Here is a 21,364-nt window from a genome sequence, read left to right on the forward strand (position 1 = left end):
CCAGCCATGCGAAACAAGATCGATGACCTGATCCCGAAGGCGCACGAGATCCAGAAGCAGGCAGCGCTCAAGGAAGCGGAGAAGGCCGAGGAGCATGCCAAGCGTGCGGCTGCTATCGAAGCCGAGAAGCGCGCGTTGATCGAGCGGCTGAGCAAGCCCTCGGGGCTTACCGAGGACGAGAAGGTCAAGCTGGCGTCGACGGTGATTCAGCGGGCGGTGCGCAATGGCTTGAGCGAGGTCCAGGTCTATCGCTTCCCGAACTCGCTGTGCTCCGACAAGGGGCGAGCGATCAATCAGATGGAGGCCGGCTGGGAGAAGACGCTGACGGGTATCCCTAAGGAAATATACCAGCTCTGGGCTGACTACCTGCAGCCGCGCGGCTACCGCATCCGCTATCAGATCGTTGATTACCCCGGCGGCATGCCCGGCGACATCGGCATTGTCATTGCCTGGGGTGATTAGTTGAAACGATGGACGGATATCCATGGCGAAAGACAAGCCGACCGAGAAGATGAAGCGCAAGGACTATGAGGAAGAGCTGCAGAAGCTGCAGGCCCAGCTCTGCCAGCTCCAGGATTGGGTACAGGCGAACAAGCTCAGGGTCATCATCCTGTTCGAGGGACGCGATGCGGCCGGCAAGGGCGGAACGATCAAGGCCCTGACCGAGAAGGTCAGCCCGCGCGTGTTTCGCGTGGTCGCCCTGCCCGCGCCCTCGGATCGTGAGAAGTCCCAGCTCTTCATCCAGCGCTACATGCAGCAGTTTCCGGCGGCCGGCGAGATCGTGATCTTCGATCGCAGCTGGTACAATCGCGCGGGCGTCGAATATGTGATGGGGTTCTGCACGCCGGCGGAACACAAGCGATTCCTTTCCCTCTGCCCGCAGATGGAGCAATACATCATCGAGGGCGGCATCATCCTGATCAAGCTGTGGCTCGAGGTCGGGATGGAGGAGCAGGAGCGCCGCTTCAGGGCGCGGATCGACGATCCGATGCGGCAATGGAAGCTGAGCCCGATGGACACGGAATCCTATCGCCGCTGGTATGATTACTCCCGCGCGCGCGACCTGATGTTCAAGGCGACGAGCTCGAAGCACGCGCCCTGGAACGTCATCCGTTCCGACGACAAGCGGCGGGCGCGGCTGAATTGCATCTCGTTCCTGCTGAAGACAATTCCTCACGGACGGGTCAAGCGCGACAAGGTCAAGCTCCCCAAGCGCTCCAACAAGGGTCGCTACAACGATCAGGCCGGACTGCGCGGAATGAAGTTCGTCGAGGAACGCTACTAGAGGGTCCAGGCCGCGCCGGGCGCGGCCTGGATCTCCGGATCTATTTCAAGCGGATGGAAACCCCGCCCACGGCGGCCGAGACTTCGGCGCCGACCTTCGGGCCGCTGAGCTGCAGGATCACGCCATTGGCGTTCTGAAGCTGCACGCCGCCAGCGCCCCCGGCGATCGCCCCACCGGCGCCTGCCGCGCTGTAGGAGCCTTCGATCGAGGCAGGCCCTCTGAGATTGAGGGCGCGCCCGACCAGCTTGGTGGTCGAGGCGCCGATCGTGAAGCCGACGCTCATGCCCGACACGGTGAACGGATAGTGCTTGCCGCGCAGCGTCAAGACGCCCTCGCCGCCTCCGACACCAACGATGAATCCACCCTTGGTGAAGATGACGGCGACCGAGCCGGTTTCAGCCAGCGACGGCGTGCTGAAGCCGGCCAATCCAATGGCCAGCATTGCGAGAGCTCCGATCAAACTCACTTTCCTCATCATGTCCCTCCAGGAACCGGTTGCGTTACGCCTCGTTGCGCAAGACTCATCGCCGCAAGAATGCGAAGACGCCTTGCGGACTCTCCTTCGTCTATGATGCAGCCTTGAACTTCGGCGCGGCCGCTCGCGGCTTGCCCATCCTGCCCAATGCCTCGGTCGTCACCAGCTTCAAGCCCTCGGCCGCGTCGTAGCCATGGATCTCCTTCACATCCAGCTTGCGCATGAAATCGATGGTCTCCTGCGTGATAACCTGGCCAGGGACCATGATCGGGAAGCCCGGCGGATAGGGAATCACGAAGTTGGCGGAGACGAGAGCGGGCCCGTTCTTCAGACGCCTGTCGATCTCGGGATCGTGCAGGCGAATATATTCGCATCCTGCCGCGTCATAGGCCGAATAGAATCCGCCGCGGATGTCGCCCTCATTCGTCTTCGCGCCGGCATCGCCGCGATAGGCGTCGTGGAAATGCGAGAAGTTCGGCAAGTCGGGGACATCCTTCATCAGGCTGTTGACCCGCATGTCGAAGTCGACCCTGGCGTTCGCGCCGCCCTTGGTCAGGCCGCGATCGATTTCACCGGAGATTTCGGCCAGCACCCGGACGAGATGCGCGACGTCGCTCCGCGTATTGTTGATGTTGGACTGGATCAGGACCGAGTTGCGCGAGGTCTTGTTGACCTGGATGTTGTAGCGGCTGGCGAGCAGCCCCTTGAACGACGTTCCGTCGTACCCGGCGGTGCCGCAGACCAGCGTCATGCGGGTCGGATCGAGGCAGAACTCGTCGTCGTTCAGGCTCTTCAGGGCGCTAGCCCAGTTGGTCCCGGCCGCCAGATAGTCGGTGAATCCGCTCTCGCGGTATTGCTTCGGCACCATGGCATCCGCGCCAAGAACGCGGAAATATCTCGAAATCAACGGATTGGTGTTGACCGCGTTGCGGATAGCGAACGCGATCTCCATGGCATTGGCCACCAGTCCATATCCCTCGAGCTCCATCTGCCGGCGCGAGACGTCGAGGCTCGCGATCAGCTGCTGGTTCGGGCTGGTCGAGGCGTGCGTGAATACGGCCTCCTTGAACTGCGCTTCGACGGTGTGGAATTCGATGTCCTTGACCGCCAGCATCGAGCCCTGGCGGATCGCCGACATCGACTTGTGCGTCGAGTTGGTCTGGTAGACGCGCAACCGGATCTGGCGCGGATCGGGGATCAGCCTGGTCTTGAGCAGAACCTCGTCGGACGGATTCTTGCCGAGCTCGGCCTGCTGTTTCTCATAGGCGGCGACCGACCTGGGATCGCGCATCCAGGCTTCGATCTCATTCGCCGCGCCCATCGCGGTTCGCCGCCTCAGGAACGGCGAAAACCGCGCGAAGCCGAACCAGGCCTCGTCCCAGAGGAAGATCAGGTCAGGCTTGATCGCGAGGCATTCCTCCATCACCCGCCGCGTGTTGTAGATGTGGCCGTCGAAGGTGCAATTGGTCAGGTCGATCAGCTTGACCCGGTCGAGCCGGCCATCCGCCTTCGCGTTCAGAAGTGCCTGCTTGATCGTCTGCAACGGCACCGCGCCATACATCGAGTATTCCGTCATCGGGAATGCCTCGACGTAGAGCGGCTGCGCGCCGGCCAGCACCATGCCGTAGTGGTGCGACTTGTGGCAATTGCGGTCGACGATTGCGATGTCGCCGGGACCCAGCAGCGCCTGCACCGCCATCTTGTTGGATGTCGAGGTGCCGTTGGTCACGAAGTACACGCGGTCGGCGCCGAGCGCGCGCGCGGCCTTCTCCTGTGCCTTCTTGATGTTGCCGGTCGGCTCCAGCATGCTGTCGAGGCCGCCGGTGGTCGCGCTGCTCTCGGCAAGGAACAGGTTTAGCCCGTAGAATTCGCCCATGTCGCGGATCCAGTCCGACTTGAACACGGACTTGCCGCGCGCGATCGGCAGCGCGTGGAAGGTGCCGATCGGCCGCTGCGCATATTTCTTCAAATTGTCGAAGAACGGCGTGTCGAAGCGATCCTGCACGCCCTCCAGAATTGAAAGGTGCAATTCGAGGATATCCTCGACCGAGTAGAACACCCGGCGCACCACATCGGCTTCGGGATTGCCGGCCAACTCCTCAACGTCGCGGTTGGACATCAGGTAGAGGTCAAGCTCGGGACGCACCCGCTTCAGGATATGGGCCAACCGGAGCGCGGACGCATCGGACTCCTCGCTGAGTCCCATGGCGCCGGTCATGGCACGAAGCACCGGCGCATCGTGGCGCGAGCGCAGCCCGAAGCCTTCATTGATCACCACCGCCGCAATATTGGGGTTCAGCATGGCCGCACAGAAGGCGTCCTCGAGGTTGCCCACGACCACGGGCTCATAGATGAAGGCGTCGACCGGACGCCGCAGCTTGCGCCACTCCGCCAGGAGTCCCGGCCAGTTGCTGGCTGGCACTCCGGTCACGATCAGCGTCTCGAAATACGGCCGTCTCGCCGCCGATTGCCCCAGAGTTGGCGGAAGCAGATCGGGAACGTCGCCATTGCCCTCGTCCTGCGTGCTCCAGTCACCTGCATGCTGGCGGAAGGATTTTGTCTGAAGCGCCTGGGCGATCCGCGTCGCAAGCATATGCGAGGTGGCGGCGTCGCCCGCCGCCGCGGCTTCCTTCAACGCCGCCATCAAACGAAGGCCCGGATAGCCGTGAAACTCCTCCGTCACCGCAAGCGCCGTCAGCGCCGCGTCATACGCCGCACGGTCGCCGCCCCTGCTCCACACCTTCGCCGCCTCGACCAGATCGCGCCAATTGTCGGCACGTCCGCCGGGCCCGGAGAAGAACTGATCGATGCGCTGCTGTGCCGGCTTCGCGTCGTTGGCCATGAGTGTCTCCCGATCTCGTGATCTCAGCGCTGGTTCTGTCCAATCGTACAAACCGGGCCCGTTGCGCCCTTTGATCCAAGTCAAGCTGCAAGCTGGATTGAGACAGCTCCCCAAGCGCGCATGGTCGCGACGTCTTGCGACGCAACAAGGCTGGAATGTCGCGGCAGTCCGTGCGGCCGCGCACGCTAGATTCCTGCCTGCGGCTTCCTGTTGCTCAATACGCTGTCGAGCGTACGCATCCAGTCGCCGCTATCGGTCTTGTCGGCAAGACCATCCGCCCGAAGCAGATCCCGCAACTGCGCGTGCGCGCCGACGATGCAGAATGTGATCTGGCGCGATGCGAGCTCCTGGTGAAGGTCGTGCAGCATGCGCGACCCCGCAAGGTCGATGAACGGCGAGGCCGACAGGTCACAGGCCACCAGCTTGACGTCGGGCGACATCCGAAGCGCCGCCAGCACCGTTTCGAAGATCGTCTCGGCATTGACATAAAGCAGCGAGGTTTCCGGGCGGAACGCGATGATCCCGGTCAAGGGCTCGACATCATCGTGTCGCGCCCGGTCGGAATAGCGCCCGCTGCCGGCTTGACGGCCCAGAAACGCGATATTGGGTTGCGACGCCCGCAACAGCAGCAGGAAGATCGAAGCGACGGCCGCCAGCAGCACGCCCTGCAATATCCCGAGGAACAGGACGGACACCAGCGCGATGATAGCGGCATAGAAATCGATCCGGCTGATCCGCCACATTCTGGCGAGCGCCGCAATATCGACCAGTTTGTAGACGGCTGAGAAAACGATCGCGGCGAGCACGGTCTTCGGCAGATTGGTCAGGAGGCCCGTGAAGAACAGCAGGCAGAGCGCGAGGGTTGCCGAACAGAACACCAGCGCCAGCGGCGTGCGTGCGCCGGCGGCGTCATTCACGGCCGACTGCGACAACCCGCCGGCAACCGGATAGCCATGCCCGAAGGCTACGGCGAGATTGGCCGCGCCGAGTCCCAGAAACTCCTGCCTGACATCCAGCGGGTAGCCGTGCTTTGCCGCAAAGCTTCGCGCGGCGGACACCCCTTCGACATAGGCCAGCACGAGGCATCCGGCGGCGATCGGAAAGAGATCGTCAAATTCAAGCAAGCCAAACGTCGGGAACGACATCGTCGGCAACCCGGTCGGGATCGGCCCGGTCACCGGAAGTCCCAATTCTGCGAGCCCGAATGCACTGGCCGCGAGGACGGACAGCGCGACCACTGCCAGCCCAATGGGTTTTCCGGGCAGTCTCTTCTCACCGAACAGGAGCAGCACGATCGCAGCCACACCAATGCCGAGCACCAACGGCCTGGTGTCGCCGAGCTGGCCCGCTAGCTTGATCGCGCGGTCGAAGAAATTGTGACCGCCGCCTGCCACGCCGAACAGGCTGGGCAGCTGGCTCGTGATGATGGTGAGCCCCGCTCCGGCCTTGAAGCCCACCAGAATACTGTCGCTGATCAGCCGCACCAGCAGGCTGAGCTTGAACAGCCAGGCAATCAGGCAGAGCACGGCGACGCTGACGGCCACGAGACTGGCAATCTGCCCGTAACGCGCGGCGTCCCCGCCGGCCAGTATGCCGACGGCGCCGGCGATCATCAGCGAGATCGCCGACGTGGGTCCGACCGCGAGCTGCCGGGACGAGCCCAGCAGGGCGTAGCCCACGCCGCCGAGCAGATAGCCATAGACGCCGATCTGCGGCGGCAGACCCGCGAGCCCCGCATAGGCCAGCGACACCGGGATCGCGTAGGCTGCCAGCGTGCCCCCGGCGATTGCGTCCGCCCCGAGCCAGGATGCCCGGTAGTCGGCGAGCCAGTTCGCCGGCGGAAACCAGCGCATCCAACTCGTCTCTGCCTGGATCGACATCAAGCCCGCCGTATGACGCACAATGGTCGCATGTGGTTGCGCCGGCGGGCCCGATGCGCGTTGATTCAGATCAAGCCTCGAAGTGCTCAAATGTGCTTCTGATCTTGCGCGGCTCGATCGTCGTGACCTGCAGATTTGCCAGATGACTGCCGGAGCGCATGGCATGCGTCAGCACCGCTTACGGACCCTCGCAACCGCAGCGCTGCTGTTGCTTGGCCTGATCGCTCCGGCGCGCGCGGAGGACCAAGACACGTCCCAGCGCATCCAGGAAGAGATCTGGGCGCTGCCTACCCCGCTGCCGATGTTCGCTTATCTGGTCCGTCCGCTCGGCGATGGCCCTTTCCCGCTGGTCATCATGAACCACGGCGTGTCATTGAACGCCAGGGATCGCAGCTTCTTCCCGCTGGTCGAATTTCGCGATGCCGCAATGTGGTTCGCACGGCGCGGCTATCTCGTGGTGGCACCGGTCGGGACCGGCTATGGCGCGGCGGCCATCGATATTCCCGAACGCGGTCTTTATGGCCCGTTCTTCTCCAAGATCGGCAAATGCACCAATCCGAATTTCCTCGATGCGGGCCTCGCCGTCGCGCAGGTCGATCTCTGGATCATTGATTACATGGCCGCCGAAAAGCGCACCTTGCCGAAGGATGTCATCGTCGTCGGACAGTCGGCCGGCGGCTGGGCTGCGATCGCGTTATCGAGCCTCAACCCGCCGCAGATCAAGGCCATCATCACCTTCGCCGCAGGCCGCGGCGGCCGCGTCGATGGCAAACCCAACAACAATTGCGGCCCCGACAGACTGGTCGAGGCCACCGGCATGTTTGGCCATACATCGCGGGTGCCGATGTTGTGGTTCTACATTGAGAACGACACATTCTTCGGCCCGGCCCTGTCGAAGCGAATGCACGAGGCCTTCACGCGCGCCGGCGGTCGTGCCGAGTACCATCTTTTGCCGCCGTTCGGCGACGAAGGGCATTTCCTGATCGGCTCTCCCGATTCCATTCCCATATGGTCGCCTTTGGTCGAACGATTTCTCGACAAGGTTCGCTAGGCGGCCGTTCGCGCTGGAGGAGCATCCATGGTCCGATATGGTGCCTTGGCGAAGTTGGCGCTGTTTGCGGCCGGCATCAGTGCTGCCCACGCTCAACAGACGTCCTCACCGCCTGCTACGGTGAAAGACGGCGGCGAAGTAGCCCCGCGGGGGGCACGTCAGCCGGTGCGGGACATCAAGTATGGCGAGTGGCGAAAGGTCTGCTTCAACGCCGCCGGCGCCAAGACGCTATGCCGGACGACGATCACCGGCACCTTCCCCACCGGGCAGACGGCCGTTCGCCTCGATCTGATCGAGCGAGAGGACGGCAGCAGCCGCGTCCAGCTATTCCTGCCGGTCGGGATGTATCTACAAGCCGGCGTCAAGCTATCGGTCGACCAGAAGGCGGTTCATCGGCTGCCCTACACCTGGTGCGCGACCAACATGTGCATCGCGGCCGATGTCGCCGATCCCAAGCTTCTCGAGGACATGGATGGCGGAAAGACGCTCTCGATCGAGGTCGTCGACACCAGCATTTTGACGATGACGACATCGGTGCCGCTCGACCGCTTTGCAAGCACGCGCAAGGGCGCGCCTGCGCTGACGCTCGATCAAGTCATCGATGAATGATCGAGACCGGCAACCGCTAGACCACGCCGGCCAACAGCCGTTCAATCGGCTGGATCAGCGAATTGGCAGTGAATGGCTTGGTCAGATAGGCCACGCATCCCGATGCCGTTGCCGCCATGCGCGTCGCCGGATTGTCATTTCCGGTGATGTAGATGACGGGGATTTCGATGCCCTGATCCGCCAGGCGGTGCCGCAGTTCGATCCCGGACCCATCGCTGAGATTGATGTCCAATATCAGACAGACCGCGCTGTCAAAGCTGCCATGTCTCAGTAACGCACCGCCGGTCTCGAATAGCCTGGATGCAAATCCGCACGCCCGCAGCAGACGTCCGATTCCACGAAGCATGGAAGGATTATCATCCACAACGAAAACGAGTTTCGCGGTCGGCAAATCCTGAAGCCTCACCCTATCGCTGAATGACCTTCGCCCACGCATGGATAAAGGGCACGTCAAGCGGCTACCGGCGCGCAATATTCTCGCGGCCAAGATCGGAGATACGCCGCGTCACAGAGCTTTCATATTGTACCATGGGACAGGAGGGGCAGAGCTGCCCGGCCGATCAAGCCTTGACCTCGCCACCGGACGCGCGCGTGCCGAGCTGCTCGGCGATCGAAACCAGCTCGGCAAGCGACTGCACCTGCATCTTCTCCATGACCTGGTGACGATGCGCCTTGATCGTGCGTTCGGTCGTGCCAAGCTCGTGAGCAATCTGCTTGTTGATCCGGCCGCACACAATCAGATCGAACACCTGCCGCTCGCGCGGGGTCAGCTTCGCCAGCAGCGCGCGCAGCGAATCGAGCCTGGTTCGCCGGCCGCGGGCCAGCTCGTGCCGCGCAAGGGCGCGATTGATCGCCTCGATCAGCTGCTCCGACGCGATCGGCTTGGTCAAAAAATCTTCGGCACCTGCCTTGATCGCCTGGACGGTCGTCGCCGTGTCGGCATGTCCGGTCAGGAATACGATCGGGAGCGTCGAGCCCAGCTCGTTGAGGCGGCCCTGCAGCTCCGGACCACTCATTCCGGGGATGCGGACGTCCAGCAGGATACAGCCGGCCCCTTCGTCGTCGGGCAATTGGTCGAGCAATTCCCGGGCCGATGCGTAGGTGACGACGCGATAGCCTGCGAGCTTGAGCCGGCGCTCGAGCGCTGCGCGAAACGAGGCGTCGTCGTCGACTATGTGCACGTAAGCGTGCATTGCTGCTCCATCGCCGGGTGATCGCCACTACCTGTAGAATGTCCATCAGCGGCGATCTGAAAATGCTGCGTTCGTCGTAAATCGAACCTTGCACTCCGGCAAACAAGACCCAAACGCGCTACGCGGCCAGCGGCAGCGAAAGGTGGAATACCGCCCCTCCTCCGGACTGATTCTCGGCCCAGAGCTGGCCGCTATGCGCCAGAACGATCGTCCGTGCGATGGACAGGCCGATGCCCATGCCCTGCTCCTTTGTGGTGAAAAACGGATCGAAGATATCGTTCAGCCTGTCCTGCGGAATTCCCGGCCCGGAATCGCTGATGGAAATCACCGCCGACGCGTCCCCATTGACTTCCGTACGGCCGATGATGGTGCGCCCGTAGGGCATTTTGGCCATCGCGTCCATGCTGTTGACGACGAGGTTGAGAATGACCTGCTGCAACTGCACCGGGTCGCCCTTCACCCGCAGGGTCTGCGGTGAGGTCTGCAGATAGATTGCGACGTTGCGCGTCGAGGCCTGCAGCTTGAGGAAATCAAATGCTTCCCGCATGGTCTGGTTGAGGTCGATCTCCTTCTTCTCAAATGGCGCACGCTTGAGCAGGCTGCGCATCCTGCGGATCACCTCGCTTGCGCGCAGATCATCACGCTTGATGTCGGAAATGATTTCCCGCACCTCCTGAAGGTCGGGCGTCGGCGAAGCGAGGATCAGCTCCGCGCTCTCGGCATTGGTCAGGATCGAGCCCAGCGGCTGGTTGAGCTCATGGGCGATCGAGGACGAGAGTTCTCCGGCAGTAGCCTGCCGATTGATATGGGCGAGCTCGGACAGGCGACTGCGGGCTTCGACCTCGGCACTCCGCCGCATGTGACGCTCGTGGAGCAGGAACGCAATCAGCGCGGTTTGAACCAGCAGCGCCACTGCCAGCGCAACGGCCCGCCAACGATATTTTTCCAGGAAGGATGGCTCACGGAAGCGAATTTCGCTACCTTTTGGCAGACTGGCTTCGCTGACGCCCCAATGCTGCATCTGCCGCCAGTTGAAGATCGGCTTCACCGCATCGATGACCGACGGTGGCAGGCCTTCGGGCGCCTCGCCATCCAGAATGCGCAGCGCCCTTCCCGCAGCCTCGGCACCGATCAGCGACGGAACTATGACGAATCCGCCGATGCCGCCCGCCCCGAGGAAGGTCTCCGCGGCGACGACAATCGGACGATTGGCTCTTGCCGCGACAAATGTGAGGGCATCCGACGGCGGATAATAGTTGCCTTTGCCGTCGCTATAGAGGCCCGTGTAGATGATCGCGCTATGATCGGGGAGCGCCGCGACCCGCTCAACGATCTCGGGCATCGGACGTCCGATGATCTCGATGATGTCGAGGCCCGGAATGCCGGCCGCTGCCTGGTCTTTCCAATTGCGAAACAGAACTTGCCGGTCCCAGTCCGCGCCAACCAGCACGACAGTCTTGAGGCCTGGCATCATGGCGCGGGCAGCCGTGACGGCATCCTTGAGTTTCAAGTTCACGATGCCGCCGGTAACATGGGCCGGCGGCTGCAATCGCTTGAAATCAGCCTCTTCGACCAGCGAAAACACAATTGGCGTGTCGGGCCAGAGCTGAGGGCGCCAGCGGAGCGCAAGCTCAAGCGCAGCCGCGCCAATGGTGACCACCACGCCGATCGGCCGATCGCGATATTTCGCCTCGAGGAATCGCCGGAAATCCTCCTGATAGGCCTCGCCGCCGAAGCGATTGAGATCGAGGCTTTCGGTGTAGACGGTGGTCGGCGCGTGCCCGTGAGCGCTCACCGCATCCCTTAGGCCAACGAACACCTGGTAGTAGAAGGGGCCACGTCGATCGGACTGGTCCAGCACCAGCATGGAATGCGGGCGCGTTTGTTGCGCCCGGAGATCAGCCGGTGCCAACAAAGCAGCCAGCAGGATGATCAGTCCAGAGAGCCGAATTGCACTGCCCATAACGTTCGGAGCCGGAGACCAACGGGTTCAAAACCTAGCACCCGGTTGTCGCCGAGAAAATTGAAAAGTAATCTAAGACTGTGCGCACCAATTTACGAACAAATTGCCGCATTTTGCGCACCCTGTCCTTTAGGACAATGACCTCAAGACCAATAGAGACCGGCCGGGCCCTGTCGTAGTTATTGCGCGCGGACAAAAGCATTTCGAGCCGCCGCGGACGCTGCATCAGTTGTTACCCGAGAGAGTTAGTCCATGTTTGCTCGCGTCAATGCCAGACCCGCCAATGTGCCGAGCATCCTCGGTGGGTTGACCGCCCGGCACGCCAACTGCGTCAGCAGCGAATTCCACTACAGGAAAGGCACCGAGATCTACGGTGAGAAGGAGCCGGCGGAGTACGTCTACCAGGTCGCTTCAGGAGCGGTCCGCAGCTACAAGCTGCTTTCCGACGGACGCCGCCAGATTGGTGCCTTTCACCTCGTCGGGGATATTTTCGGCCTCGAGAATGCCGAAACCCATCGCTTTACCGCGGAAGCCATCGTCGACACGAACGTGCACCTGATCAGGCGGATCAGCCTCGAACGCGTGGCCGACTCCGATTTCGCCCTGGCTCGCAACCTGCTGGTCATGACGACCAGCAACCTGCGGCATGCCGAGGAGCACATGCTGCTACTCGGCCGCAAGACCGCATTGGAGCGGGTTGCGGCTTTTCTGCTCGAAATGGATCGCCGGCTGACCGGAGTCGGTGTCGTCGCCTTGCCGATGTGCCGGCGTGATATTGCCGACTATCTCGGACTGACGCTCGAAACCGTGTCACGTGCGCTATCCAAGCTGCACGCCTATGGCGCGCTCAACTTCCTTGGCTCGAACCAGCGCGAGATCATGCTGGTCGACCGCGACCAGCTGTCCAGGCTGGACAACTAGCCGACGTCAGGGAGATTTCGTCAGCGCCGCCTGGCGCTCGATGGTCTTTTGCAACACCTCGAACAAGACCGCGGTCGACCACCCGAACATGAGAATGCCGTTCATGGCCGCCATCGGTCCGATCAACAGCCACTGCTTGACCGGGATGACGTCGCCATAGCCGAGCGTGGTGTAGTTCACAAAGGCGAAATACAGCAGATTGCTGCCGGCGGGCGCGGCGCCGAGCACCCAATAGGCCAGGCTCCACACCACGATCTCGAGCGTGTGAGCCAGCATCAGCGCAAGCGCGGTTGCGACCATCACGCCGCTGAGCTGTAGCCCCGCCCGGCCGGCCGCGCTCAAGGCAACGTTGCGAAGCAACCCGATCGCCGCGACGGTCCACAGCGAATGGATCGCGATATTGATCGCGCTCACCGCCGATCCCACGAGGAGCTGAAACAGCATTATCGCTCTCCCGCCAGCCGGGCGCGGTCGTCCCGGATCCATGCCGTGAGCAATTCCCAGGCGACCGCGAGAATGATTGGACCGATGAACAGGCCCACGATGCCGTGGGCAAGCGTGCCGCCGATCACGCCGACAAAGATGACGAGCGCCGGCGTGGTCAGGCCCCGTCCCATCACCAGCGGCTTCAGCACATTGTCGAGGACGCCGACGACCAGGAAGAAGAACGTGAGGGCGAGTGCGGTCGTGAAATCCTTGGCCGACCATAGCCAGATGATGACCGGAAACAGCACGATTGCCGCCCCGATCTGCACGATCGCGAGCAGCATCACGACCAACGCCAGCAGCCCCGCGCTCGGGATCCCCGCCAGCTTGAAACCAATGCCGGCCAGCAGCGATTGCAGGACGGCGACGCCGATGACGCCGCGGGAAACCGCCCGGATGGTCGCACCTGCAAGGTCGAGGAAGTGCTCGCTCTGCTCCGGCACGATGCGGGACAGGAAGCTCCGGCACGCCGCCGCAAGCTGCAAGCCATAGGGAAACAGAAACCCTGCCACGACGACCGCCAGCAGAAACTTCAGCATCCCGATCCCGGCATCGCTGGCAAATGCAAACAGGGTCCCGGCCAACGGCTTCAGTTGCGGCACGACCTCGCGCAGCACGGCACGCAGATTGGTCGACGCCCGATCCCAGATCTCATGGAGTGGGCCGCCGATCAGCGGCCAATCCTTGATCTCGGGCGGCGGCGACGGCACGACAACGTGGCCGGCGCCGAGTTGTTCGGCGAGCTCCCTCACCCCCTCTACCGCTCCAATTCCGAGCCAGGTCGCCGGCCCGATGACGACTCCCAGAGAGATCAAGGTCAGCACGAGCGCCGCGACGCCGGTATGGCCGCCGAGCATTGCTGCGAGCCAGGTGAAGACGGGATAGAGCGCGACCGCGAGCACGACGCTCCAGGCCAGGATCGGCACGAACGGGCTGACCAGAACGAACGACCAGTAGATCAACAGTGCCAGCAATCCGAGGCGAATTGCGAGCTGGACGAACTCGTCTCCGGTCACGAGCTGGCGAAGGGTTTTCAAGAGCGTGCTTTCGAGTCGAGCATCAGCAGCTACGCGGGAAGCGATGCCATCGCCTTGCTGCGCACGGCTTGATTCAGATCAAGCGTGACGCGTCCGGACTTTCACCGAGGAAGCGGCCCGGTTCGGGGGCAGGAATCGGGGGCCGCTCCGACTTCGCCGGGATGCATTCGCGCTCGGGATCACGAGCGCGATCGCGCCCCATCAGGCGGCGTCCTGCCTATCCGCGGCAATTGTCCCAGGCGCAGGATCAATCGTCCGCACCGCCCTCTTGCCACTTTGATTCAAATCAAGCTTCGGGCCGGCCGCGGCTGACAGGCTCGGCGTCCTCATGGATCGGAAAGCCGCTCTCGATTTGGCTGCCTTTCGGTCGCGACTGCCTGTGTCACCCCGATGTGGAGGACGTCATGAAGAACACCAAGACCCTGCCGGCCTTGATCCTGCTTGCGAGCATGGTCGGCATTGGCGCGAGCCAGGCGGCCCCGTTGCCGACCAACGTCGCGGCCATGAAGGGCATGGTCGAGAGCAACACCGCCCTTCAGGTGCGCTGGGGCGGCTGGGGCGGCTGGCGCGGCGGCGGCTGGGGCTATCGCGGTTGGCGCGGCACCGGCGGCTGGGGAGGCTATCGTGGATGGGGCTATCGAGGCTGGGGCGCTGCAGCCGCCGGTGCGATCGTTGGCGGAGCCATCGCGAGCTCGGCCTACTATGGCGGGTATCCCTACTATGGCGGTGGATACGGCTATGGCGGCGGCTATGGCTACGACTATTGCCCGCCGGGCGGAGGCTACGGCTATTACGCTCGGCCACGCTACTATGACGGATGGTAGTGCCGGCTTTACGTGACAGGCCGGCCTTCGGTGATGTCACCGAAGGCCGAGCAGCGAACGCCGATAGCCGCTCTCGCGCGCTTCATTCCTGCACACGAAGCCGCCATCGAAGCCCCTGGCATAGCGGCTTTGCCCTTTGAGGTAGTAGCGTCCGCGCCGAAAATCGAGCCAGACCACGCTATCGCCGGGGCAATGCCGCTGAGCCTGGGCTTCATAGCGGTAAGGCGTCAGCGGCAGCGCGGCCGTCTGTTGCGCGCAGCAAAACAGGAAGGTCGCGGCGCAGGTCCCGACGCCCAACTTGGCCGCCAGACGGTCTCGACGTCCGCTCGATTTTTCAGCTAATTCGAAGTGCATTCATTGCCGCCGGGAATGATCCGTGTCGTGCTGAAGACGATATCTCATCTTGTCAGAGCTTCACGGGCGGAGCACCTCAGAACGACAATTCCAGCATCACGCGCGGCAAACAAGAGGCGCGCTCAGGACGATAGCAATCCAAAGGCGATCGCCGCGGTCGACAGCATCCCGGCCGTCACGACCACGACCTTGAAGGCAATATCGCCGTCGGCCTCTTCAAGCCAGCGACGCAGCCAATTGCGAGCGCCAGCCGGCTGGCTTGCGCCACGCACTCGCCGAAATCTGTCGCTGGTATACCCCATGGCTGCGATTGTAGATCGCGGTGGAATGGAGAGACCAGTGCAGCTTGTGCCAAGCAGTCAGGGTCACGTGCGACGGCTTGACTGACCCAATTGGGCTATACGAGCCGGTTCGGCGCCAAAGCCCGCTCAACCAGCGCCCTAGCTTCCCTTCGAGCCGGCGGCGTTCCGCATCGGACGTTGCTCCTCCGACGCGCTCTTCGAGGGCGCCGCGCCGCACATGGAGCCACTCCTTGATTCCGCGGTCGCCGTGCGATCAAACGGATTCCGCTCCATGACCTTCAGCGAAGCGAGTTCCTCCTTGTTCAAATAGGAGATCTTTCCCGGCGGAGTCATGACCATCCTGCCGATGGCCGACGGAGGAATACGGAGCTTGGCCGACAACCTCGCAAGCTTGATCGTGTCACGAATCGTTCGACTGTCCTCGTTGCCGTGTAAATTGGAAACCGAATGGACGCCGATCTTGGCATTTGGCGCCACATAACGCTTCCTGCTCGCCAGGAAAATGAAAGCGCATGCCGAGTCGCATTCTCCGGAAACGTAACTGGCGATTTGCCTCTGGTGCGCGAGCATGGCGATTCGAAAGCCTTCGTAGAGTGACCCACCTCGGGAATCGAGATCGAGGCCAACGACCCGGCGCTCAGTCGCCAGATATCCGCGAAAGCGGACAAAGTCCCCATCCCTGATATCTCCACTGAGCTTCAAGACATCTCCAAAGCACCCCTGGACACGGGAAAACTCCATCGCGAGACAGTTCGTCGAGGTCAGCACGACCGCGATGCTCAAAACGCATCCTGCAATCCGCATCGACCCATGCGTGGCGCTCCGGCTGTTTGCGTCGCCATCGATAAATGTCGCGCGGAGGACCCTCAAAGCGTGCTTCCAGGCTGCCACGGCGCTCCCCATTGGACCCGGTACCTCACACGATAGACAGAGCATCGACGCGCATCGTGGGTTGATCTGAATCAAACCCAATTCAGCAAGCGCGCAGGCGGGAGCGCCATTTTGACGTCTAGAAGCGCACGCTCTGTGCCGAGAGCAAACATCATCTACCGTGACCCTGGGATCAGCCAGTCCAATCCAGCATCGGGGCCACCGACAATCTCCACCTTAAGTCATTCATTTCATTTCTTTCTTTTTGCCCCCGATCCTTGAGGGGACCGGACCGCCTGAGGAATCCCATTAAGGCTCGACATGCGCGATCAATCCACGCTCCACGCGACCTGCTGGTCGCCAAGGCAACCTAACGCGGGATGCGGCGTCTCGATGGTGCAGCGTCCCGAAAGCCGCCGCTTGCGCCCCATGGCTTGAGCGATGGCCGCCCACACGCGCCGGACAACGCTGTCCGCGACGCGTCATCTTGTGTAAACTCCCACTGCATCCCGATCGATTTGGGAGAACGACAATGAAAGTCTTCTTGCTCGCCTGCGTGGCCGCCGTCGTCGTGTCGGCATTCGGGGCCCTGGCGCTAAACCGGGTGCAAGAACCGGTCGCACAGGCCTTTGCAACGACGGGCGTACGGCTGTAGCAAGTTCGCGTTCAACGGCTGCGCGCCCCCCTACTCCGCCGCGGTGACGGAGGGCTGGGGTCGCGCATCGCGCGCATTCTCCTCTTCCAGCCAGAGGCTGTGGTGCTCCCTGGCCCAATTGACATCGACGGTGCCGCTTCCCATCGCCTCGAACGCGCCTTCCATGCCGATCGTGCCGATATAGATGTGCGCCAACATCACTGCCGTGAAGAGCATCGCTACGATGGAGTGGACGATCTGCGCGAGCTGCATCCCTTCGATGCCTGACAGGTAGAAGGGGAACATCAGCGCATATCCCGTCGCTGCCACCAGACCTCCGCCGATGACCACGATCCAGTAGATCGCCTTCTGGCCGGCGTTGAAACGATAGGCCGGCGGATGATCGTGCCCGACGATGCCGCCGCCGCGCTTGATCCAGTCGACATCCGCCTTGTTCGGGATATTGCCGGCGATCCACATCAGGAAGATCAGCACGACGCCGATGGTGAACGGGAAGCTGAGATAGTTGTGAACATATTTCGCCCATTGCGACCATTCGGAAAACGCTTCGTGGCCGATCAACGGCAGCAGCAATGGACGTCCAAAAGTGACGTTCAACCCCGAGATCGCCAGAATGATGAAGCAAGTCGCCGTCATCCAGTGCACGAAGCGCTCGAATGCGGAAAAGCGCACGATGGTCCGGCCGGAACGACCGCTCTGCAGCCGCACCATCCCGCGGCTGAGATAGAAGATGACCAGCGCCGCGAGCATGCCAAGAATGGCGATGCCGCCGATCCAGCGCAGCGTCACGTTCCGGAACTCGCGCCATTCACGGCCGGCCGGCTGTTCGAGAACGCCCGAGCGCTGGTCGGGTATGCTGACGCGTCCCTGCACCCGGTTCAGTTCCTGCAGGAGCTGTTGCTCCTTGACCGCGCTTGCGGTCGGGTTGACCTGCTGGGCTACGGACGGGGAAGCCGCGGAGACGAGCAGCAGGAGTCCAGCCACGCCGATGACGAGCCGAACACATCGTGCAAAACACGCCATAAGGTCCTCCCGATATCGACGCGACCCGCGCCAGGTCGTCGTCAGGACTCGATCGTCTCGCGATAGGCGGTCTTCCAGCCCCATGCGCCTGAGCCGTAGCCGCGCTTCAGCACGCGCTCTTTATAGATCTGGGCAATGATCTCGCCGTCGCCGGCGAGCAGCGACTTGGTCGAGCACATCTCCGCGCACAGCGGCAGCTTGCCTTCGGCAAGCCGGTTCGCGCCGTATTTCTCGTACTCTTCCTTGCTGCCATCGGCCTCGGGACCGCCGGCACAATAGGTGCATTTGTCCATTTTTCCGCGCGAGCCGAAATTGCCGACCTTCGGATATTGCGGCGCGCCGAACGGACAGGCGTAGAAGCAGTAGCCGCAGCCGATGCAGAGATCCTTGGAGTGCAGAACCACGCCGTCGGCGGTGGTATAGAAACAATTCACCGGGCACACCGCCGCACAGGGCGCGTCCGTACAGTGCATGCAGGCCATCGAGACCGAGCGTTCGCCCGGCTTGCCGTCGGCGATGGTGACGACCCGGCGGCGGTTGATGCCCCAGGGCACCTCGTGCTCGTTCTTGCAGGCCGTGACGCAGGCGTTGCACTCGATGCAACGGTCGGCGTCGCAGAGAAACTTCATACGTGCCATCGTCGTTGCTCCCTTATGCCGCCGCGATCTGGCAGAGAGTGACCTTGGGCTCCTGCATGCCCGTCGCGGGATCGTATCCGTAGGTGGTGATCGTGTTCGCGCTTTCGCCGAGCACGATCGGATCGGTGCCCTTCGGGTAGTTGCCGCGAAGATCCTTGCCCGCAAGCCAGCCGCCGAAATGGAAGGGCATCCAGGCGACGCCCTTGCCGACCCGCTCGGTGACGAGCGCCTTCATCCTTGCCCTGGAATTGTTCTCGGCGCCGGTGACCCAGACCCAGCCGCCGTCCTTGACACCGCGATCGGCGGCATCAACAGGGTTGATCTCGATGAACATGTCCTGCTGCAACTCGGCGAGCCACGGGTTTGTGCGCGTCTCCTCGCCGCCGCCCTCATATTCGACCAGACGGCCGGACGACAGGATGAGCGGAAACTGCTTTGCAATGCCCTTCTCCACCGCGGCCTTCTGCACCGAGAATCCGATATTGGGCATCCGGAACTGCTTGGCGTCGGGCAGCGTCGGGTATTTGGCGACGAGATCGACGCGTGGCGTATAGATCGGCTCGCGGTGAACCGGGATCGGATCCGGCAAGCCGAAGGCATTCATGCGCGCCTTGCCGTTGCCGTAGGGTACGCAGCCGTGCGCCAGCGCGACGCGCTGAATGCCGCCCGACAGATCGAGCGACCACGACACCGTGTCCGGATTGGCCGGATTGATCTTGTTGATCACGGCCATTTCCGCTTCGGTGAGCTCGCTGTCCCAGCCGAGCTTCTTCAGGCTCGCCAGCGTGAATTCCGGATAGCCATCCTGGATTCCCGACCCCAACGAATACGAGCCGTCCGCGAGCAGGCTTACCTTCCGCGTCGTGCCGTCCGGCAGCTTCTCCTCACGCTCGACGCCGAACCGCGGCCGGAACGTGCCGCCGCCGTCCATCACGTGCAGATTGGTGTTGTAGAGCAGTGGCGTGCCGGGGTGCCTGACCTCGGGTGATCCCCAGCACGGCCAAGGCAGCCCGTAATAGTCGCCGCCAACCTCGGGATCATCCTTTGGCGCCCGCATCGTCAGCATGTCGAACTTCGCCTGGTTCTTCATGTGCGCCTTGAGGCGCTCGGGCGATTGTCCGCAATAGCCGGTCGACCAGCTACCGCGGTTCATCTCGCGCAGCACGTCCTCGGCCTCGGGCAGGTTGTTCTCGACCTTGATCTTCTTGAACATCTGATCGGCGAAGCCGAGCTTCTTCGCCATCAGATAGATGATTTCGAGATCGTCCTTCGACTCGAAGATCGGCTTCACGATCTGCTCGCCCCATTGCAGCGAGCGGTTGGAAGCGACGCGCGACCCCTTGCACTCGAACTGGGTGGCGACCGGGAGAATGTAGACGCCTTCGGTGCGTCCCGCCTCGACCGCGAGCGAGGCCCAGGTCGTCGGATGCGGATCGGCGATGACGAGCAGCTCGAGCGCCTTCAGGCCGTTGAGGGATTCAGGGATACGGGTGATGCTGTTGGAGGCGTGTCCCTGCACGAACACCGCCTTCACGTTGTCCTTCTGCGCAACCTGCTCCTTCGGCAACGTCACCGCCTCGAACCAGCGGGTCAGCGGAATGCCGGGGGTTTCCATGATCTGCTTGGAATCGAACCGCGCCTTCAGGAAGTCATAGTCGACCTCCCAGACCCGCGACCAGTGCTTCCAGGCGCCTTCGGCAAGGCCGTAGTAGAACGGCAGCGTGACGATATCGAGCCCGACATCGGTCGCGCCCTGCACGTTGTCGTGGCCTCGGAAGATGTTGGCGCCGGCGCCGGCCTTGCCGACATTGCCGGTCATCAGCAGCGCGATGCAGCTCGCCCGCACATTGGCGGTGCCGACGGTCTTCTGCGTCTGGCCCATGGCCCAGATCAGCGTTGCCGGCTTCTCGGTGGCGAACATCTTGGCGACGCGCTTGAGCTGCTCGCCGGGAATGCCGGTGACGCGCTCGACTTCCTCAGGAGGCCATTTCTCGACCTCCTTCTTGAGGTCGTCGAAACCGTAGACGCGCTGCCGGATGAACTCCTTGTCCTCCCAGCCGTTCTGCAGGATGTGCCACATCATGCCGTAGAGCACCGGAATGTCGGTACCCGGCCGCATCCGCACATATTCGGTCGCGTGCGCGGCGGTGCGCGTCAGCCGCGGGTCGATGACGATGAAGTTGGCCCTTTGCAGCTCCTTGCCCTCGAGCAGATGCTGCAGCGAGACGGGATGCGCCTCGGCCGGATTGCCGCCCAGGATGACCTGCGTCTTCGCATTGCGGATGTCATTGTAGCTGTTGGTCATCGCGCCGTAGCCCCAGGTGTTGGCGACGCCGGTGACGGTGGTTGAATGGCAGATGCGGGCCTGGTGATCGGTATTGTTGGTGCCCCAGAACGCGCCGAGCTTGCGGAACAGGTAGGCGCCTTCGTTGGTCATCTTGGCCGAGCCGAGCCAATAGACGGAATCGGGACCCGACTTCTCACGTACCGCCTGAATCTTGTCGCCGATCTCATTGATCGCGGTGTCCCAGGAGACGCGGGTCCACTGCCCGCCCACCAGCTTCATCGGATAGCGCAACCGCCGCTCGCTGTGCACGAGCTCACGCACGGAAGCGCCCTTGGCGCAATGCGAGCCGCGATTGATCGGAGAATCCCAGCTCGGCTCCTGGCCGATCCATACCCCGTTCAAGACCTCGGCCGTCACCGTGCACCCAACCGAGCAATGCGTGCAGATGCTCTTGCGCACGGTCGCTCCCGCCGTGAGCGGACCGGCCGCCGCGGCTTCCGCCTTGCGCACGCTGCCGAGCGGCAAGGTGCCGAATGCGGCAAGCGCGCCGCCGGCAAGACCGGATTTGCGCAGGAAGCTGCGGCGGTCGAGGCCACCGGCCTGATCTGCAAGGGAGCTGGCGGCGGAGCCTTGGCGCAGGGAACGCTGGTTTGTTCGCTTGATCAGCAC

At 62.8% G+C, this 21,364-nt stretch carries 20 protein-coding genes; 7 read left to right on the top strand and 13 right to left on the bottom strand.

From position 1 onward, the window contains the following. Positions 1-6: 6 nt before the first annotated feature. Positions 7-462, top strand: coding sequence for a hypothetical protein (locus ACVWZM_RS02055; RefSeq protein WP_057017151.1), 456 nt, complete (start codon positions 7-9; stop codon positions 460-462). Between the two features lie 22 nt (positions 463-484). Beyond that, entirely contained in the window at positions 485-1,285 is an 801-nt protein-coding gene (gene ppk2, locus ACVWZM_RS02060) for a polyphosphate kinase 2 (RefSeq protein ID WP_057017150.1), read from the top strand. Between the two features lie 40 nt (positions 1,286-1,325). Here the strand turns inward: ppk2 and ACVWZM_RS02065 are convergent, their stop codons facing one another. The 3 genes from ACVWZM_RS02065 to ACVWZM_RS02075 form a co-directional block, all read right to left on the bottom strand. Then, the gene (locus tag ACVWZM_RS02065) at positions 1,326-1,760 is read right to left on the bottom strand and encodes a hypothetical protein (protein WP_456856599.1); all 435 of its coding nucleotides are present in this window, start codon (positions 1,758-1,760) and stop codon (positions 1,326-1,328) included. Between the two features lie 91 nt (positions 1,761-1,851). After that, positions 1,852-4,602 (bottom strand): decarboxylase, encoded by a 2,751-nt coding sequence (locus ACVWZM_RS02070; RefSeq protein ID WP_057017149.1) that lies wholly within the window; start codon positions 4,600-4,602, stop codon positions 1,852-1,854. Positions 4,603-4,787: 185 nt separating this feature from the next. Beyond that, positions 4,788-6,482, bottom strand: coding sequence for a SulP family inorganic anion transporter (locus tag ACVWZM_RS02075; RefSeq protein ID WP_456851659.1), 1,695 nt, complete (start codon positions 6,480-6,482; stop codon positions 4,788-4,790). A gap of 163 nt (positions 6,483-6,645) precedes the next feature. On the opposite strand from ACVWZM_RS02075, the gene ACVWZM_RS02080 reads away from it, so the two are divergent. Next, complete coding sequence (locus ACVWZM_RS02080) at positions 6,646-7,533, top strand: alpha/beta hydrolase family protein (protein ID WP_456851661.1); 888 nt, start codon at positions 6,646-6,648, stop codon at positions 7,531-7,533. 27 nt (positions 7,534-7,560) lie between these two features. Beyond that, positions 7,561-8,142, top strand: coding sequence for an invasion associated locus B family protein (locus ACVWZM_RS02085; protein WP_076826317.1), 582 nt, complete (start codon positions 7,561-7,563; stop codon positions 8,140-8,142). Positions 8,143-8,158: 16 nt separating this feature from the next. On the opposite strand, the gene ACVWZM_RS02090 is transcribed toward ACVWZM_RS02085, so the two are convergent. The 3 genes from ACVWZM_RS02090 to ACVWZM_RS02100 form a co-directional block, all read right to left on the bottom strand. Beyond that, entirely contained in the window at positions 8,159-8,578 is a 420-nt protein-coding gene (locus ACVWZM_RS02090) for a response regulator transcription factor (RefSeq protein WP_456784541.1), read from the bottom strand. 124 nt (positions 8,579-8,702) lie between these two features. After that, entirely contained in the window at positions 8,703-9,335 is a 633-nt protein-coding gene (locus ACVWZM_RS02095) for a response regulator transcription factor (protein WP_076826313.1), read from the bottom strand. Positions 9,336-9,453: 118 nt separating this feature from the next. Next, positions 9,454-11,202, bottom strand: a complete 1,749-nt coding sequence (locus ACVWZM_RS02100) for a sensor histidine kinase (protein ID WP_159109522.1) — start codon at positions 11,200-11,202, stop codon at positions 9,454-9,456. A gap of 348 nt (positions 11,203-11,550) precedes the next feature. On the opposite strand from ACVWZM_RS02100, the gene ACVWZM_RS02105 reads away from it, so the two are divergent. Then, positions 11,551-12,219, top strand: coding sequence for a helix-turn-helix domain-containing protein (locus ACVWZM_RS02105; RefSeq protein WP_316397267.1), 669 nt, complete (start codon positions 11,551-11,553; stop codon positions 12,217-12,219). A gap of 6 nt (positions 12,220-12,225) precedes the next feature. On the opposite strand, the gene ACVWZM_RS02110 is transcribed toward ACVWZM_RS02105, so the two are convergent. Continuing rightward, positions 12,226-12,663 (bottom strand): potassium channel family protein, encoded by a 438-nt coding sequence (locus ACVWZM_RS02110; protein WP_038374727.1) that lies wholly within the window; start codon positions 12,661-12,663, stop codon positions 12,226-12,228. Continuing rightward, the gene (locus ACVWZM_RS02115) at positions 12,663-13,742 is read right to left on the bottom strand and encodes an AI-2E family transporter (protein ID WP_456851664.1); all 1,080 of its coding nucleotides are present in this window, start codon (positions 13,740-13,742) and stop codon (positions 12,663-12,665) included. The genes ACVWZM_RS02110 and ACVWZM_RS02115 overlap by 1 nt, the downstream gene beginning before the upstream one ends. 404 nt (positions 13,743-14,146) lie before the next feature. Here ACVWZM_RS02115 and ACVWZM_RS02120 point away from each other — a divergent pair, with 404 nt between their 5' ends. After that, complete coding sequence (locus tag ACVWZM_RS02120) at positions 14,147-14,566, top strand: hypothetical protein (RefSeq protein WP_057017141.1); 420 nt, start codon at positions 14,147-14,149, stop codon at positions 14,564-14,566. A gap of 36 nt (positions 14,567-14,602) precedes the next feature. Here the strand turns inward: ACVWZM_RS02120 and ACVWZM_RS02125 are convergent, their stop codons facing one another. Together ACVWZM_RS02125 and ACVWZM_RS02130 are read right to left on the bottom strand one after the other, a co-directional pair. Continuing rightward, positions 14,603-14,920, bottom strand: a complete 318-nt coding sequence (locus ACVWZM_RS02125; protein WP_456851666.1) for a hypothetical protein — start codon at positions 14,918-14,920, stop codon at positions 14,603-14,605. A gap of 440 nt (positions 14,921-15,360) precedes the next feature. Continuing rightward, entirely contained in the window at positions 15,361-16,005 is a 645-nt protein-coding gene (locus tag ACVWZM_RS02130; protein WP_141342514.1) for an ATP-dependent Clp protease proteolytic subunit, read from the bottom strand. 619 nt (positions 16,006-16,624) lie between these two features. Between ACVWZM_RS02130 and ACVWZM_RS02135 the strand changes: the two genes are divergently transcribed. Next, positions 16,625-16,747, top strand: a complete 123-nt coding sequence (locus tag ACVWZM_RS02135) for a hypothetical protein (RefSeq protein WP_256520575.1) — start codon at positions 16,625-16,627, stop codon at positions 16,745-16,747. A gap of 30 nt (positions 16,748-16,777) precedes the next feature. Here the strand turns inward: ACVWZM_RS02135 and ACVWZM_RS02140 are convergent, their stop codons facing one another. The 3 genes from ACVWZM_RS02140 to ACVWZM_RS02150 are packed head-to-tail and all read right to left on the bottom strand — an operon-like array spanning position 16,778 to position 21,364. Then, positions 16,778-17,770, bottom strand: coding sequence for a formate dehydrogenase subunit gamma (locus ACVWZM_RS02140; RefSeq protein ID WP_057017138.1), 993 nt, complete (start codon positions 17,768-17,770; stop codon positions 16,778-16,780). A gap of 41 nt (positions 17,771-17,811) precedes the next feature. Then, the gene (gene fdh3B, locus ACVWZM_RS02145; protein WP_011088224.1) at positions 17,812-18,408 is read right to left on the bottom strand and encodes a formate dehydrogenase FDH3 subunit beta; all 597 of its coding nucleotides are present in this window, start codon (positions 18,406-18,408) and stop codon (positions 17,812-17,814) included. 13 nt (positions 18,409-18,421) lie between these two features. Then, entirely contained in the window at positions 18,422-21,364 is a 2,943-nt protein-coding gene (locus ACVWZM_RS02150; protein WP_200844576.1) for a formate dehydrogenase subunit alpha, read from the bottom strand.

The organism is Bradyrhizobium sp. USDA 4501 (genome assembly GCF_054062115.1).